8 protein-coding genes are annotated in these 17,068 nt (G+C 48.3%); all 8 read right to left on the reverse strand.

Annotated elements, in window-relative coordinates; genetic code table 11:
- Positions 1–191: 191 nt before the first annotated feature.
- A complete protein-coding gene (locus tag LKX83_RS03430) occupies positions 192–1,487 on the reverse strand; it encodes an extracellular solute-binding protein (RefSeq protein WP_227880766.1) in 1,296 nt (431 codons plus the stop codon).
- 109 nt (positions 1,488–1,596) lie between these two features.
- A complete protein-coding gene (locus LKX83_RS03435; RefSeq protein WP_227880767.1) occupies positions 1,597–3,225 on the reverse strand; it encodes a response regulator transcription factor in 1,629 nt (542 codons plus the stop codon).
- A 12-nt stretch (positions 3,226–3,237) separates the two neighbouring features.
- A complete protein-coding gene (locus LKX83_RS03440) occupies positions 3,238–5,037 on the reverse strand; it encodes a cache domain-containing sensor histidine kinase (RefSeq protein WP_227880768.1) in 1,800 nt (599 codons plus the stop codon).
- Between the two features lie 111 nt (positions 5,038–5,148).
- The gene (locus LKX83_RS03445) at positions 5,149–5,961 is read right to left on the reverse strand and encodes a carbohydrate ABC transporter permease (protein ID WP_227880769.1); all 813 of its coding nucleotides are present in this window, start codon (positions 5,959–5,961) and stop codon (positions 5,149–5,151) included.
- Positions 5,962–5,963: 2 nt separating this feature from the next.
- Positions 5,964–6,908, reverse strand: coding sequence for a carbohydrate ABC transporter permease (locus LKX83_RS03450; RefSeq protein WP_227880770.1), 945 nt, complete (start codon positions 6,906–6,908; stop codon positions 5,964–5,966).
- A gap of 155 nt (positions 6,909–7,063) precedes the next feature.
- Positions 7,064–12,574 carry an S-layer homology domain-containing protein gene (locus LKX83_RS03455; protein ID WP_227880771.1) on the reverse strand — a complete coding sequence of 1,837 codons (5,511 nt, stop codon included), beginning with the start codon at positions 12,572–12,574 and terminating at the stop codon, positions 7,064–7,066.
- Positions 12,575–13,561: 987 nt separating this feature from the next.
- The gene (locus tag LKX83_RS03460; protein WP_227880772.1) at positions 13,562–15,736 is read right to left on the reverse strand and encodes a DUF5054 domain-containing protein; all 2,175 of its coding nucleotides are present in this window, start codon (positions 15,734–15,736) and stop codon (positions 13,562–13,564) included.
- A 22-nt stretch (positions 15,737–15,758) separates the two neighbouring features.
- Complete coding sequence (locus LKX83_RS03465; protein WP_227880773.1) at positions 15,759–17,036, reverse strand: family 4 glycosyl hydrolase; 1,278 nt, start codon at positions 17,034–17,036, stop codon at positions 15,759–15,761.
- Between the last annotated feature and the right edge of the window lie 32 nt (positions 17,037–17,068).

Consider the following 17,068-nt stretch of genomic DNA (forward strand, 5'->3'; position numbering starts at 1 on the left):
ACCTCCATTATAGATTTCACCCTATTTTTGCCAGGTGTACTTTCACCATAAATCAGGCCGGGCATCCTATAAACAGAGGATATTTACGATCCATCGAGGATTTTTACTCACTCGAGACCGGAACGAAATAAAGCCCGAGGGACACGTAAAGCAACGTGTCGTCCCTCGGGCTTTAGCTTCCAAGCTATCGATTACTTTTGTCCGTATTTCTCTTGCAGCTCGTTCAGCAACACTTCTACCGATTTCTTGCCGCCTTTGAAAATAATTTCTTCGACACCCTTAACGAGATCCGCGTTGAACATCTTCGTCTCTTGCGGATACGCGAACGGCATTCCGGATTTCTCCATGTTGTCGAACACCGGTTTCAGTTCCGGGTACTTCTCCAGATATTTCGGCAGCAGGGAGGATACGGCTGGAGAATAACCGACGGCCTCGATCGCGTTCAACTGCGCTTCGTCGCGCAAAGCGTAATTGATGACCTGCATGGCTTCCGGCTTATGTTTGCTTCCGTTCAGGATGGACAAGCCGTGCGAGTATGCGCTTTGAGCATCCACGGTACCTTTAGGCATCGGTAATGCGATCAATTGCAATTTAGGATTCGCTTCTTTCAGATATCCGACGTACCAAGGGCCGCCCGTCGACATTGCGCCTTTTTCTTTGGCGAATACTTCGCCATCCCATGGCGCGCCTACTTCGATCGGCGCAATCGCTACTTTTTCTTTCAAGAACAGGTCCGTGAAAAATTGTACGCCTTTGACGTTCTCCGGCGAGTTGATCGTCTTGCCAAAATTCCAATCTCCGCCGAATGCATGTACGTACTGCGTAATGTGGAACGGATCGATGCTGCCGACGATCCCTTTCATTCCGTCTTTCGTCATCGCTTTAGCGAGCGCTACCAGCTCATCCATCGTCTCAGGGTACTTCGTAATGCCCGATTTGTCGAACAGTGCCTTGTTAATGGCCAACATCGAAGTAGACGAGTCGTAAGGAATGCCGTACAATTTGCCGTTGTCCGTCCAGCCTTTGTAAAGGGAAGAGGAAATTCGGCTCTTATCGAATCCGGCTTGGGCGATCAAATCATCCAGAGGCTCAAGAACGCCTTTGGCGATATACTCGTAGTTTCCTTCGTCCGACATGGCAATAATGTCTGGTCCTACGCCAGCGGCGATTGCGGCCGGAACGGCTTTCCAGAATTCGTCGCTGGTCGGATATTGCTGCATAACGACTTTAATTTCCGGATGTTCCTTCTCTAGACCGTTGACCATGAATTCGAAGTTTTTCTGCTCGGAGGCGTTGGCCCAATAAGCCATCGTCACTTCGACAGGATCCTTCTTCTCCTCTTGAGACGGAGACGGCGTAGAGGAAGCCGACGGAGAGGATTCCTGATTCGTGCTCGGACTCAAGTTCGAATTAGAGTTCGTTCCGCAAGCGGAGACTACCGTTACAAGCAGGACGGTGCTTAGCAAACTAAACCATGATTTCTTCATCTTTCGTACCCCTCATGTCAGATATATTCGCCTGCATTCGGCGTACTTCAATCATATGGAATTCACGAGAACCGAAAAATCGTGAATCTTTACATTCTATCGACGATTTTTACTTCCCCGTTCCCTCCAATATCGATTTTCGATACTCGTTGGGAGGTTGGCCGTACACTTTTTTGAAAGCAATATAGTAGTTATCGGCGCTATTAAATCCTACTTTTTCCGCAATCTCGTAAGTTTTGAGTTTGCCGGCAAGCAAGTCGTCCAGCGATTTCTTCACTCTATATTGGTTGATGTAAGGAATCAGCATCATCGATGTCTGCTCTTTGAACAGTCGGCTCAAGTAACTGCTGTTCAGACCGACATGATGGGCCAGCTCCTCCAAGGTCAGATCGTGATCGAAATATTTATGAATGTAAGCAAGCACCTTCTGGATTTTCAAATTCGTCGATATTCCCGTCTCCTGCCGCTTGCCGCGAAGGTAAGCCAGCTCAGTGGCCAACAATTGTCTGACCAGCGCCAGGTTCTCTGCCCCCATAATATCCTCGATCGAGGGAAAACCGCTTCCATTCGCGTTCCGATCCGCTTCCGAACACGTTTCCAATAACGAATAATGCAGACTGACGCTCAGATCCAGCGTCTCCATCTTGCCGATATCGCGTTTTTTTTCGATCGTATCGAAAAGGGTATGAAGGCTTGCATCCGCCTCCTCCCATTTGGCCGCTTCCGCTTGCGTTCGAATCTGTTTGGCAAGGTCCTCGTAACCGCGTTCGTGGTTCGCGCTCTTTCTGCGCGGTACTTTCTCATAGAAGACTACGCTCGATTCGCCTTCGAAGAACAGGTCTTCCGACGCTCGAAGCGCTTCTTCGTAAGCTGCCGGCACTTTAAGCAGTTGACTGTGCAATGCGCTTACGCTAAAGCTGACGCCGATGTTCATAAATTGCTTGAGCGCCGTTCGGATCGTCCGGATCAAATGCCATTGCTGCTCAAACACGTCATTCAAACTGCGCAGCTTGGCATACGATTTAAGGATGGCGAATTGATTGCCGCTCACTTGAAAAAACTCCAATTGCTCGAACTTGCGAAAAATTTCCCTTAGGATGTTGTTCACAGAGAACCCGACCAAATGATCGAGCGGCTTCGCGTACCGCTTCTGAACCGCCTCGAAATTATCGATAAATAAAAGCATACAGCAGACGTTAGGCTGTTTAAGATCGATTTCCAGTTGCTTCGTTTTCTGCTCGATTTCCCATTCGTGCCTAACGGAGCCTTCGATCCACCCTTTGCAAAACAACGCCTTCAAGTCCGGCTTGATTCGCTTTTCGTTACGCCGCAACTGCTCGAACTGGTCCGTTTGCTTGCGTTCCTCGTCGACGAGGCTGCGTACGCGATTCAACGTCTCGAAGACAAGTGCGGGGTAAAGGCTGGGTTTGTGAATATAATCGACGGCTCCGAGCAACATCGCTTCGCGAACGTAATCGAATTCATTATAGCTGCTTAGAATAATAACCTTGCACGGATCCGATCGGGTATTCAATTGACGCAGCACTTCCAGTCCGTCCATAACCGGCATCCGAATGTCCAGGAATACGATGTCCGGCTTCAGTTCCGCCAGCTTATCGATCGCTTCCTGTCCGTTACGGGCTTCGCCGATCAATTGATACCCGTGTCCCTCCCAATCCATGAACGATTTGAAATTCATTCGGACGAAATTTTCGTCATCTACGATCAATACCTTCATTCGCCTCGCCCCCTATTCCGTTAGCGAACGTTCCGATGCTATAACGGGAACCCTGATGACAACGGTCGTGCCCGATTTCCATTCGCTGTAGATATCAACCCCGTAATCCGACCCGAAGTGCATCTGAATCCGCTTGAATACGTTGGAGATTCCGATAGAGTTGATTTTTTCCGAGCCTTCTTCCACATGATGGCGCAACTGCTGCATTCTCTCTTTCTCCATGCCGACGCCATCGTCCCGAATGGTGAACAAGATCGCGTTATTTACCCGTTCCACGTCGATGGTTAGCTTGTACTGCCGGGATTCCTCGATGAATCCGTGGAAGACGGAGTTTTCAACGAACGGCTGTACGATAAACTTCAAAGTCCGGTAAGAAAGAACTTCGTCGGAAATGCGGCACTCGAATTCGAACGCATGGTAATAGCGTAGTTGCAACAGTTGCATATAGTAGCGGATGAACGTCATTTCCTCTTCGATCGTGACATACTCTTCCGTGTTCCTCGTAGAGAACGTCAGTATTCGAATCAAGGCATCCAGCACCTCGGTGATGTTATCGGCCCTTTGCGCCTGGGACATCCACTTGACCATCGTTAACGTATTGTACATGAAGTGAGGGTTGATCTGGTTTTGCAACGCATTTAGTTCCGCATTGCGTTTCTTATACTCCTCGTCCTTGATCTGGCCGATCAAGGATTTAATTTCCCTTGTCATTTTGTTAAAGGCGCGCCCCAGATGACCGATCTCGTCCCGACTGTCCGAAGCCGCTGTAACGTCAAATTCCCCTAACTCTACCCGCTGCATTTTCCTGCTCAAGCTGAGGATAGGGGTTGATATTCTCCGCGATAAAATATAGGCCGCAAAGAAAGCGGTTACAGTTAAAGGAATGAGCGTGTACAAGGTTAGTCTTCGAATTTGATTCGCTTCGCTGAACAGGCTCCCTTTGTGAATAATGCTATAGAATTTCCAGCCGCTTACCGCTGATGAATCGCTTACGATATAGTAATCGCCGGTTCCTCCTCCCGTACCCTGGGCAGCAGCGGAAAGCTTCGGATCATAGCGCATTAACACCGAATCAAAGGAATTGCCGATTTCGCTCTTTTTCGTCGAGAATAATACCGTGTCGTTCTCGTCCACTATAACCTGCTCGACATCGGAGCTGAACTTAAGCCCTTTGTACAAGCTGCTTAACGCATCGCTTTTCAAATTGATAACGAAAACGCCAAGCTTTCGATAGGAATTGGAATCTACGATGACTCTCCCTATGGATACGACGTTTTTCGCAGGAGAACTGACCTGCTTCTCCGTATGCAGCCCGATGACGACCGGAGCTCCCCCTCTATCGATGATTCTCTTATACCACGCCTCATGATCCGGAGAATAATCGTAATTGAAGATGACCTCGTATCCTCTGCGGTAAACATAGTTGCCCATCTGCGGATAGATGACCAAGGAGTCGATATCATCGTTGAACATGAGCAGATCCTTGAAGAACGTATCGTTCACATACCGGTAGGCTTGGCTGCGCTCGAACATCTCGTACTCCATGATCGAATAATCCTTCGCCAGAATGTCGACAAGCTGCTGGTCGTAATACGGCTTCTCCGATATTTTCAGCATGTTTTTGAGAAAGGTGTCGCTGTTGGAGATAATCTGTTGATTTAAATCTTTGAAAGAATTGACGATTCTATTTTCAAATGAAGACATGAATAACGTATAAGAAACGAAATTAATGATACCAAGCGGCACGACGATGAGGAGCACGTAGGTTGAAAACAGCTTTTGTCGAATACTCCAGTCCTTGACTCTTTTCATCTCATCGTGCTCCCCAGGCTGCTTATTCCAAAGCGCTTATGTTACTCCTATTGTAGGTTGAAAAGAGGTCGCGCTCAATCTGTTTGATTATGGTCCCGATTTTCTTCCAGGTTAACCTTTAAGCCCGGTAGTCGCAATGCCCTGTACCAGATGACGCTGGAAAATCAGAAAGACGATGATGATCGGAATCGTCAGAAGAATGACCCCTGTCATCGTCAAGTTCGGCCACTCGAAATAACGATTTTTCAAAGTATTCAAGCCTACAGTCAGCACGTACATCCGGCTATCGTTAACAAGCGTCACCGGCCAAACGAACGAATTCCATGTGCCCGTATAGCTGAAAATAATCTGCGTTCCGATCGCCCCTTTCGACAGAGGGAGAATAATCCGGAAAAACGTGCCGATCTTGGTCACCCCGTCGACCTCGGCCGCTTCCTCAAGCTCCTTGGGGATGGTGAGGAAAAACTGGCGCATCAGGAAGACCAGAAAACCTTGGAAGAGGAACGGTAAGATCAGACCTTCGTAGGAATTAAGCCACCCCAGCTTAACGATCATGGAATACATAGGGATAATCGTCACCTGATAAGGTATCATCATCATCCCGATAATGAGGAAAAAGATAAGACTTTTGCCCGGATATCGAAGACGCGCAAGCGAGTAGGCAGCCGTTGTATTGATGAATAAATTGCCAATCAGAATCCCAAGTGTAACGATAATGGAGTTTTTGTACCATGTCGGAATTTCGGAGTTAAACAGAATGTCGGAGTAATTGGAAAACGTAAGACGGTAAATCGGAACGAGCTTATCGATATCCGTTTTAGATAATAAGGAGGTGTAAAGCGCGTATCCAAAAGGTACTACGAAAACGAGCGAGCACAGCGCAAGTAACGTATATCGCAGCCACTTGTTTTTTCCGTTTTCCATCTCTATATGTCCTCCCGCGTGAACCGCTTCTGTATCAAAGTAGCGATGACGATAAAAGCAAAAATAATAAATGCTGCGGCGCTTCCGTACCCTGCGCGATTATAATTGAAAGCTTGGCTGTAGAAGTATACGACGATCGTGCTCGTTGCTCCTGCCGGACTTCCGAGAGATCCGTTACGTGCCAACGCATAGGGTTGATCGAATATTTGCATGACATAAATGATGCCCGACATTAACACAAGGAAGGTCGTCGGCTTCAGCATGGGCACTGTAATTTTCCAAAACTGCTGCCAAGCGTTAGCGCCGTCCACTTTGCTGGACTCATACACGTCCTCGGGAATCGTCTGCAACCCGCCGAGATATACGACCACAAAAAAGCCGACGTAAGTCCATACGGTTAAAATGATCAGGAAAGGTAGCGCGTAAGTAACACTAGCGTACCATGATACGTCTTGCAGTCCGAACAAATGGAAAAACCGAGTCGCCATACCGTCCTTTTGCATGAACAAATACATGAAGACGGTTGTGACGGCAATCGTTGACGTAATATAAGGCATGTAATAGAGCGTTCGGAACAAGCCTTTCATCCGAATCCCTTTATTCAGCCCCACGGCGATAACGAGCGCGAGCATCGTTTGAACAGGCACCGCGATAACCGTGAGGATGGCCGAATTGCGGAAAGCGTTCCAGAAATCCGGATCATGCAGGATAGCCTTATAGTTATCCAATCCGATGAAACGGGCTGCGGACGGATTCAGGAAGTTAATATCCTGAAAGCTGTAGATGAAGGAACGGAGCAGCGGATAGTAAAACCAGCACGCCATCAAGAGGATGATAGGAGCTACGAACAGATATCCTACGAAAATAGGCGAACTGGCCAAGGAGATGTACCCCTGACTCGTCCTCGTTCCCTTTCCCTTTTCTTTTTTCTTTTGTATTGCATTCATCGACTCGTTTCCCTCCCGGTGTCTTTTTCTGTCTCTATCATAAAAGGAAGGGCATCTCCCTAGAACGGAAGATATTTAACAATAACCGAGGATTTTTACCTGTAGAAATCGAAAAGCCGACGTCTGTATGGATAGACGCCAGCTTTCCTGAATTGCTATTTTGTTTTCAAATACTCCACCATCTTAAGCACGAGCGTCACCGCTTCCGCTCTTGTCGCTTGATCGTTTGGAGCGAACCGATTATTCGATTTCCCTTCGATCAGTCCTGCCTCATAGGCGGCCGCTACATAAGATTGTCCCCACTGCGGGATTTTCTCCGCATCCGCGAAAGGCGCTTTTTCCTTCGCATCCGTCTTCAAATGAAGGGCTCTGACAATCATCGCGATTAATTCCAATCGGGTAATCTTTCCATCAGGGTGGAAATTCTGATCTGGATAGCCTGTAATGATCCCGGATTGTACCGCTTTCGCAATGTACGGCTTCGCCCAAACCGGAATGAGGCTCGAATCCCCGAAGGAAAGACCCGATTCATCCGTCGAGAAATTCAGCGCCCGGACTAGCATAACCGTAAACTCACTGCGATTAACGATTGCATTCGGACGGAATGTACCGTCTGGATAACCACTGACGATTTTTTGTTCAACAGCCGCCTGTATGAACGCTTGCGCCCAGTGGTTCTGGATATCCTTCATTTTGGGCTGATTCGTCCCGCCGGAATTGCTGTTGTTTCCGTTGTTGTTTCCGTTGTTGTTTCCGTTGTTGTTTCCGTTGTTGTTTCCATTGTTGTTTCCGTTGATGTTTCCGTTGTTGTTTCCATTGTTGTTTCCATTGTTGTTTCCGTTGTTGATTCCGTTGTTGGGATTGTCCTCATCTGCCTTTTTCAGGACCTTCAATGCGAAAGTCTTCTGCAGCTCTTCACTTTCTTTCCGAAGGGTTGCCGTTAAGGTTACCTCGACCGAGCTGGATGGGCGTACCACTCTCCCCGTATTCGAGATAATATCTGGCTTATTTGACATCCAAGTGATTTGGCTACCATGCTCTCCCTCAGTCGGCAACATGACGTCTTGGGTTACAGATTGACTGGAATCTCCGTTCGCATATCCGATTTCCAGCGCTTCTTGATCCAGTTCCAAATCCGTATGCGCGGGCAGATCGCCTAAAGTGATGGTCACAGATTGCGTACTAAAGGGGACGGTAACCGAACCTTTTGCGTAATCGACAACACCTGTCGTAGCACTGACGATATTGTTCACCATGCTCGGCAACTGGATGCTGAAACTTGCGTTGCCGGCGTCAATCTTAGCTTGCTCCATGTGAGTGTTCAAAGTCACCACGAGTTGGTTGGCGTTTCGAACAACAGTATAGCCTACTCTACCACCTTGAAGCGCAGGGTAGTTATTTACCTTTGCGACTACATTATGATTGTTGGCTGCATCAAGAACCCATTCTTTCGGAATGCCGCGGCCCACGATGATTTCATACTTCTGGTTTTGGTCGTAAATTCTCTCGGCAATAAGCGAGTCGATGAGTACTTTCGAATTGACGGCCTGCCCCCACATATGCGGGGCCGATCCGCCGCCACCCGGCGTATTCTGAACGTTTAATTTGTCGTTGGTGCTGGCCCATGGGCTATTCGCCGCAGGATACGCGATGCCTTCCCACCAGCTGAACGGCCCGCTCATCGATTTTTCGATCATAAATTCGTATGCTTTGATCCCGATATCCCTGTAGGCTTCCCCACGCAGCGCGGCACTGCCGTAACCGGCATTGTACGCGCTGGAATAAAATCCATGCGGGTACCCGCCGAAGTTATATGAGGAATCCGTCGTGCGTTCGTCCAAACGCCTGTTGATGCCATATGAATACGTATCATCCAGCATCGTTAGATTTATATTGTTTGCAGGCTGTTCGGCACCATACAAGTAACCATCCCATAACCATCTTCCAAATAAGTACATGGATGCCCAGTTTGCATCTCTTGAATCTTTCATACGGTTTTCATCATTGCTCTGCGTAACGGATGCCGGAATATAATCCAAGCCTTTTTCCGCAATCGTTTGCTGTAGTCGCGTCGTAAATTTCTTCAGCAGATCGTCATATTGCGCTTTGGCCCATTCCGCTTCGTGCAAATAATAATCATCTTGATTGATTCGGTATAATTCACGGGTAATATATTCATATGCCGTTAGCCCCATCAATGCGGAATAGTTATCGATGGTCCAATAACCCTCGCTATCGATGGCCCACGTTTTTTTCATGATGCCTTCGTTCGTCCGATCGCTTTCGATACTTCTCGCGCCTACCTTTACTCTCTTCTCGAATACGGTGCCAACGGACCCGTCATCCGCGGTCATCGTTTCTTGGAAGAGTGACGCGTCTCCCGTTTTACTCAGATAAACGGCGTAAGCCCACGGCAGCTTCCAGTTCGCATCCCAGTACTGATCGGGGTCTACCAAGCCTGTCTCGATATTGATTCCGCCCGTCAGCGGAATGCTTTTCAAATATTCCTTCGCATAGTGGAAGTCCCCGCTCTGGATCAATTGAACCATAATGCCGATCGTATCATGGGAAAATAATCTGTCGTATCCGTTCTCGCCAACATGCAGATAAGTGCCGTCTTTAATCGTCATCGTATCGATATAACCCGCTTTAAAGGCATTTACGAGTTCTTGATTAGGTAATTCAATATCTACCAGCTCCGATAGCCGCGAAAGCCAATACGCTCTCATTTCATCGTAGTTATCGGCGAAGGAACCTTGCGACGCGACTTGTTCCCTTGTCAAAGAAGTATAGCTGGTGACATTGTTGTCGAAGTATTCAAACTTGTCCGCCTCGATTGCGAACTCTCTGACGACGGTTTGACCGGCTTTGATCACATACGCATTCTGAGCAGCTTCGTTTAGGGGGATCAAATTGTTGGAGACGATCGGCAGCAGTCTAGTTTCATTCGAATCGTTAACCGCCGTTACCCGGGAATAATCGACGACATAATCTTTGTTGTCCACCGAACGTTTATTCGCGAACGATTCGATCTTATAACGTACGTTATCTTTGGAGTATTCGCTGATAAATACGGGCAAATACCCTTCTGCGTTATACCACTTGATTTCACTCGTGTCCGTCACGCCGAACGTAACCATCTGTTTAGGAGCGACCGGTCCACTTTGCATAGGTCTGCCTCCGCCAATCTGATAAGAACCATCCGCAAACGCGAGCGAAGCGTTCTTATCCCCCTCGAAACCAAAGGCTGCCGTCATTCCCCCGTTCGTTTCGTATTTGTATTTCCCTGCCGCTTTAAGGTTGGCAAGCGTGTTTATCACACTCGAATACGCTTTGATTTTATCGGTATCCGAAGCGTTGACATCCAATGCTTTTACGACATTTAGCGTATCGTTCAAAGCGTTAATCGAGCTTTCGGTATACCCTTTGATAACCGCGCGACCAATCGCATCCACTTGCGCCGCTATATTCTCTAAGCTTGTGTACAGCTCCAATTGAGCTGCGGCGGATTCCAACTGTGCCAGCGCAGCATCCATCACTTCTTGGGAGGCATCGACATTGTTCATAACGGCGGTCGCCTGCTGCAATTGGCTCTCCAATACCGCCCAGGACTGCAGGGTGTACAGCCTGCTGCTGTATTGGCGAAGCTCCTCGATTCGCGATTGCAGGTCAGTGCGATCGACGAATGTATTTTTTACGATTCGCAATATCCCCGTACCGAGCCAAGCTTCTTGCTGGAAAGCGCCCGACACCGACTTGCCGAAATATTCGCCGTTCGTCTCCACGTTCTTGTTCATGACGAGCCAGCGATATTGATCCCGATTCAGTACGGTTTGCGACAGCACGATAGCATACCGTTTATCTTTGACAAGACCATACTGGAGTTTGGCTGTCGTAAAATCGCCATCGGCGACCCATTTCTCGCTGACCGTAGCTTCCGCGAGCGGCGAACCCGTAGGCAATCCTACCCCCGTTGTGTTGTATAGCCGTACAACGAGATCGCTCGGAGTCGTCCCTATCTTCTTAAGTTTGAATTGAACGAGCTCCATATCGAAGTTTTCTTTCGCCGTGAAGGTTTGATAACGGTCTTGTTGATCGCCAGGGCTTCCCAACTCGTATTCTCCATTTACGGTCCCCGCATAATCGATCATGATATTCGTTACTCTTCTGACAAGGGCAGTTTGGGCGGCCGAGAGTGCGGATATGGCTCCGTCAACTTCCGCTTGCGTCGCGTCCGTTTTATCCAGGATGATTTTCGCCCCGTCTCTTGCGTCTACGAACGACTGCCACGAGTCATCCGTATACAATCCTTGCACGATATCTTTCACTGCTGTATAGGCATTCAGCAAATTCGTTTTCTCAGCAACCTCCTGGCTGCTGACAGCCATTCCGGAGAAGCTCATGTTGCCATCCCGAGCAAGCGTCTTGGTTTGTCGGACCTCTAATTTCAACGTTACGCCTGCAGGCAATTTGATTTGGTACTTGTACACTTGCGCAGTTGATCCCGCGCTTACTTTCTTGGTTCCATAAAGTAAGCCGTTCGCATAGATGTTAACGTCCACTTCCGATTGCCACATCCCGATGCCGTATACGACCGTTGATTCCCGAGGCTGCTGAGCTACCGTAATATCGTAACCTGAACCTATTACCGCTCCCGCATTCCGGTTCTGCGGAAACAGGACTATGAAACCGGAATCATTGTTGCCCGTTTCATAGCCAGCCATGCCGTCGTTCCAGGAATATGCCAAATAATTTGCATCTCCCCCTCTATCCATCTTGCCTTCAATATCCACAGTTCCATACGCGTTAAAGGCAATAGAGCTCGAACCCGCTTTTTTAATTTGGGTAAAGTTATTGAGACCGTTGCCCTTCATATGCAACCAATCGATATCGCCGATCTGGGATAGATTCATCGCATAGTCGCCGGACAATAGGTTTTGTTTCACATCGAGAGTAAATTCCTCCTCCGCAATGCCGACAGCGAGTCCGGAGAAGCTCATGTTTCCCCATTGGGAGAGCGTTTTGGTTTGGCGGGCTTCCAATTTCAATGTTACCCCTGCAGGCACTTTGATTTGGTACTTGTAAGCCTGCGAAGCTCCATTCGCGCTTACCTTCTTCGTCTCGTAAAGCGCGCCGTTGGCATAGATGTTCACGTCCACTTCCGCCTGCCACATGCCGATGCCGAATACGACCGTCGATGCTTGAGGCTGCGGCGCTACCGTAATATCGTAGCCTGTATCCGTAACATCTCCCGGGCCGCGGTTCTGCGGAAACATGACCATGAAACCAGTATCATTCGCGCCCGTCTCATAACCTGCCATACCGTCGTTCCAGGAGTATGCCAAATAATTCGCATCCCCCCCTCTATCCATCTTGCCTTCGAACCCTGTAGTTCCATATACGTTAAACGCAACGGAGCTCGAACCCGCTTTTTTAATCTGGGTGACGTTATTGACACCATTCCCTTTCATATGCAGCCAATCCACATTGCCTGTCTGTGAAAGGTTGATCGACTCTCCTCCAGACAATTGGTTTTGCGTGACTTCAAGAGTAGCCGGCATATCGGCCCCATGCGCCACCCTAGTTCGGCCTATACTCATTGATGAGATCACCAGGAAAAATGACAATACAATTGCAATTAACCTGATGAATAGCTTTTTCTTCATGGATTCATCCTCCGTCCATATACTAGATTCAAAAGAACGCAGCTTCATTTTAAAGCGTTCCAATGAAGCGAAATATAGAGGATCTTTACATGATGCTGAAATTTTTTACTTCTTCTCGCCGGTAAGACCAATCTGGGTCTCGAAATCCGTAGAAAGGCAGTCGATTCGTAGGATCAGGGCAGCCAAGCCCAACCCGTATTCTATTTTCAGATTTCATGTTGGAATGGTTTGAAATTTTATGCTCGACTTGACTACAGTTCAAAGATTTCGTCGGCTCGAGTCATGAGCAACGCCTTACAAATCCCAATCAAACAAAAAGCTCCTGAACCGTCACAAGGACAGATTCAAGAGCTAGTTCATTCTTAGGGTGGTACGGTCGAGAGGACTCGACCCTCCACGGTATTGCTAACACTGGAACCTGAAACTGACGCGCTAAAGGGAAGCATGTGGAATGTACATCCCTCTAAGGGAACCAAAAAACCCTGAAAAGCCTTATAGAATCAAGGGTATCAGCACTTTTCGTCGTCTTTTCATACTGCTACAAGGCATCTCTGAAAATCATTAAATCCATTATATAGGATAGTTGGCCTGTGGGCGCACTTCATTTCAAAATTGCTTCTCTTGTTGCTACCGTCAAGAATATTATAATAATAGCAAGCATGATTCGAATTGTCGTTTTACAAACGACGGAAATTTGTCATTTCCTACGATTTACATAATTTCTTATCGAATTCGTGTCTGATGTTAAGATAGGGATTCTCCCATCGTCGGATTAATGTTGCCGCCGTCGAAGGAGAATCCCTTTATGGCCTTACCCATTCTGCAAAACCCGGCAGCCCACTATTCGCCGCCGAATCCAATGCGCTCGATGCCTTCGGTCAGAAATCGTTGAGCAAACAATTAAATCGTAAACAAAGCCGCGACAACTAGCACGCACCACCATGCTGACCGGTTCGTTCAACGTGCTATCTGGCATTCCGAGGAATATCAGTCAAACGTGAAGCCGAGCGATTCGGCAAAAGAAGCCGTGTGGTCATATGCCGTATTGCCCTTCGAATTCCGGAAAAGCAAAGAGAATCTAAACTTGGCATCTTCTTCATACCACATAGGAAAGTTCGTTCCCCAGAGGTTGTTGTACAGCACGAAGTGCATGCCGCCATCGAGCGGCACGAACGTATTGTCAAACTGCAGCAACCTTCTTTCCCCAGGTGCGACCAACGGCGCATCCGCTGTTTCGATTACGACTATTCCGTCTGCACCATGGTAATAGATACCTGTGTTCACAGCGTGCAAATTCCGGTTGCCGTCCTTTACGACTTCGAACGGGGAAATTCTTTCTCCCATCTTGTCCATCATCCATAGATTTGGATTATCGACTTTCGGAGCGAAAGAAAACCAGACAGCTTCAGGCAATCGATTAGCTTGCTTATCAAACCATTGCAGCGTTACGTCGATCTTGGCGGTTTCGTGATAAAACAAATACTCGATTTGGACCTCTCTGGGAGCCCCGTACTGTTCTACTGCATTGGCTGGCAAGCCAAGTAGAACCGATGCCCGATCGGCTTGTGCTCCAGAAGTTGTTCGCAGCGCTACGATTGCGGGCGAATACCTTTGATTTTTCGGTCTTGGCCGTAGAAATTCCATACCGGGCTTTCCGAAATCGGATTCGGCCCAGATATAAGTTTTGTCGATATTTTCGATATATTGTTCAAACCAGGCGTTATAGTTTTCAACCCCGAACGTTTCATATCGCAGGACGCCCAGGGGATAGTCCTCATTCGCCCACGCTTTCCCGCTTTGATCAGTCAACCTGGCAATTGAGCCGTCTCTGGCGAATTCTACCTGAAAACACCCTAAGTCATAGGTCCTTTGAAGATCAAGCGAAGGGACATCCTGAAAGTCGGCACGGACCGGCTCCAACTCGTTAAAAGCCCTCCTTGCTTCGGCTTGTTTGTCGGCATCCAATGCACGGATAGCCGTAGCCAGGTAGTCTCGCTGCTCTTGCCACGAGCTTTCGAACTTTCGGTAAGACTTGGCAGCTAAGTCTGTCGTATTCAGTCGATCCGTCGGCTGCGCAGATTCATCCGCCCAAAAGTATCCAAAGTAGCTATATTTGGCGGGAATCGCTTCTCTCGTCACGATATCGCGAGCTCTTGCAGCCTTAAAATCGTTTATTGAATAATTGGTAAAATCGGAAAGATGCGTCTTCTCGTCCATTCCCCAAGTGTGCTCGGCAATCAACAGCAAATTTGTGGAGAATTCCTTGTACTCATCTCCGTCCAAATCGAATCGCTCTTGTTCCAGCCACTGATTACGAAGTCGCATTAATACCCGGTACTGAGCGACTTTTTTCGGATCGGTGGCAATGCCGTGAATCCAAGTATCGCCGATTTCTTCATGCACGACCGGGAACCGGTCTTTCACCGCCATCAGTGCTTCGGCATAAGCATCCATCGTCGAGGCTCTAATGTCGGCTCCCGGAAAACTGCCCGCCAAATCAGAAAACGTCCTTTTGATTTCTTCCGCGGAAGGTGTCCCGCAGTTGTCCCCCGTATGGGCGAAAACCATAACATGATCGAAGCCGTCGATCTCGAGCACGTTCCCGTAATCGTCCGCGTAGTTGACGACGATCTCCGAGCCGTCCTTGCCTTTCCAGACAAACAGTCTCGGCACGCCAGGAACTTTGGAAGCGGGATTCACACCCAAGTGCAAATATCGGATGCCATGCCTGGCCAGATGGGGAATGATCGCTCTTGTGTGACCCGGCACATCGGTCATTTTGGCTGCAATCGTCGATTTGCCGAAATTTCGGTCCAAGCTTTTGGAAATCGATAATCCGAAAGAAAACAATCCGGGGTCCAGCAATTCGGTGTGTGTCGTAAACGGAAGCCCGTGCCAAACGATATGACCTTTGGCAATGGAATCTTCAAGCTTTTTTCGCTCCTCTTCGCTTGAGCGCCGCAAATATTCATTAATTAACCATGAACCGGTTGTCCATCGGAACCCAGTTGGCCCGCCTTCGGCGGCCAGCTGGTCTGCAAGTTCGATCGCACTTGGAATATAATCATGCAAATATTTATCCAGTACATTTTTAGCCAAATCTGTAAATCCAATATCCAAGTGCGTCTTGAAAATAACGTGAACCGTCTTACCGCCCTTCATGGATGAACACCTTCCTTCACGTTCAAGAAAATTGAAGCAAGTAAGATTTTTGCGCTTGAAACATCGCATCGAACAGTTCCCCGGCAAGCTTAACATCGCCCACCAGCGGGTCCATAGCTATCGCTTGCACGGCAATCTGACGGGAGCCGGCAAGCGATGCTTCCACAATCAGCTCCTGTTCTTCGGCGATTCTCCGTACAAGGCTATCGAGACCACGCGGCAATTCACCCATTACAAGAGGATGGCAGCCGTGACGGTTAATGACGGCTGGAACCTCCACATTACACTCGAAAGGCAAGTTCAGAATTGCGCCATTATTGCGGACATTGACGTGAACGATATAATTTTTGTTCGTGTGCAACGCTTCGATGATTTCGATAATTCTTTCATAAGAGTGATTGATTTTCATCGGGTTCGGAGAGTTCAACTCGCCAAGGATCGTATTGACGATGCCTTGGCTTGCTTCAATGTGGCTGTAAGTCGCTTCCTGATTCAATCCGTTCGATTTGCCGTACTCTCTGCGGGCGTTCAGGAAGAACGGCACGAATTCTACCGGATGGCGATCCCAGTTGACCGGGAACAACCCGTAAGCACGCCACAATTCATAGAGGGAAGGATGATTGACCCGAAACGACTCCGCATGTTCCTCGAACCGCTTCATGCCATCCTTGCCGTCGATCAACACGCTTTGAATAAATAAAAAATGGTTGACACCGTAACCGTACAACTCGATTTGATCGGGACGAATCCCAAATTCATGAGCCAGATAGCCTTCCGTATCCTGTACTCCGTGGCAATAGCCGATCATTTTGATTCCGACTCGTTTCTCGATCGCTCGGCAAAGCGGCGTCATCGGATTTGTCAATTGTATTGTCCACGCGTCTGGGCATATGCTTTTGATGTCCAGCGCGATTTCTAGCATGACCGGCATATGCCGGAATGTTCGGAAAATACCGCCGGGCCCGATCGTATCGCCTACCGTTTGCATAATGTTGAATTGTTTCCAAGGGATTTCGATATCTTGCAGCCAGGCGTCGTTGCCGCCGACACTGATGCTGATGATAACGTAATCCGCGCCGACCAACGCCTCCCGACGATCGAGCGAAGTCTTGATCTCAAGTCCAGCTCCGAGATCATTAGAAATTCGCCTTGAAAGAGCGCCTGCGGATTCCAATCTCTGTGGGTCGATATCGACGAGTACGACCTCGGAACCGTGAAGCGTTGGCGTCAGGCTTAAATCTCCTACAATATTTTTGGTCCAAATGGCGCTTCCGCCGCCGATAATGACGATTTTGAGCAAGTGATCCACTTCTCTCTTCAAAAAATAGTGAG

It is taken from the genome of Cohnella baijiui, from assembly GCF_020731285.1.
In the GTDB taxonomy this organism is placed as follows: Bacteria; Bacillota; Bacilli; order Paenibacillales; family Paenibacillaceae; genus Cohnella.

Bases quoted from the DNA above. Each gene is read 5' to 3' on its own strand.
- LKX83_RS03430 (WP_227880766.1), bottom strand. From the start codon at position 1,487: ATGAAGAAATCATGGTTTAGTTTGCTAAGCACCGTCCTGCTTGTAACG.
- LKX83_RS03445 (WP_227880769.1), bottom strand. From the start codon at position 5,961: ATGGAAAACGGAAAAAACAAGTGGCTGCGATATACGTTACTTGCGCTG.
- LKX83_RS03440 (WP_227880768.1), bottom strand. From the start codon at position 5,037: ATGAAAAGAGTCAAGGACTGGAGTATTCGACAAAAGCTGTTTTCAACC.
- LKX83_RS03455 (WP_227880771.1), bottom strand. From the start codon at position 12,574: ATGAAGAAAAAGCTATTCATCAGGTTAATTGCAATTGTATTGTCATTT.
- LKX83_RS03435 (WP_227880767.1), bottom strand. From the start codon at position 3,225: ATGAAGGTATTGATCGTAGATGACGAAAATTTCGTCCGAATGAATTTC.
- LKX83_RS03460 (WP_227880772.1), bottom strand. From the start codon at position 15,736: ATGAAGGGCGGTAAGACGGTTCACGTTATTTTCAAGACGCACTTGGAT.
- LKX83_RS03450 (WP_227880770.1), bottom strand. From the start codon at position 6,908: ATGAATGCAATACAAAAGAAAAAAGAAAAGGGAAAGGGAACGAGGACG.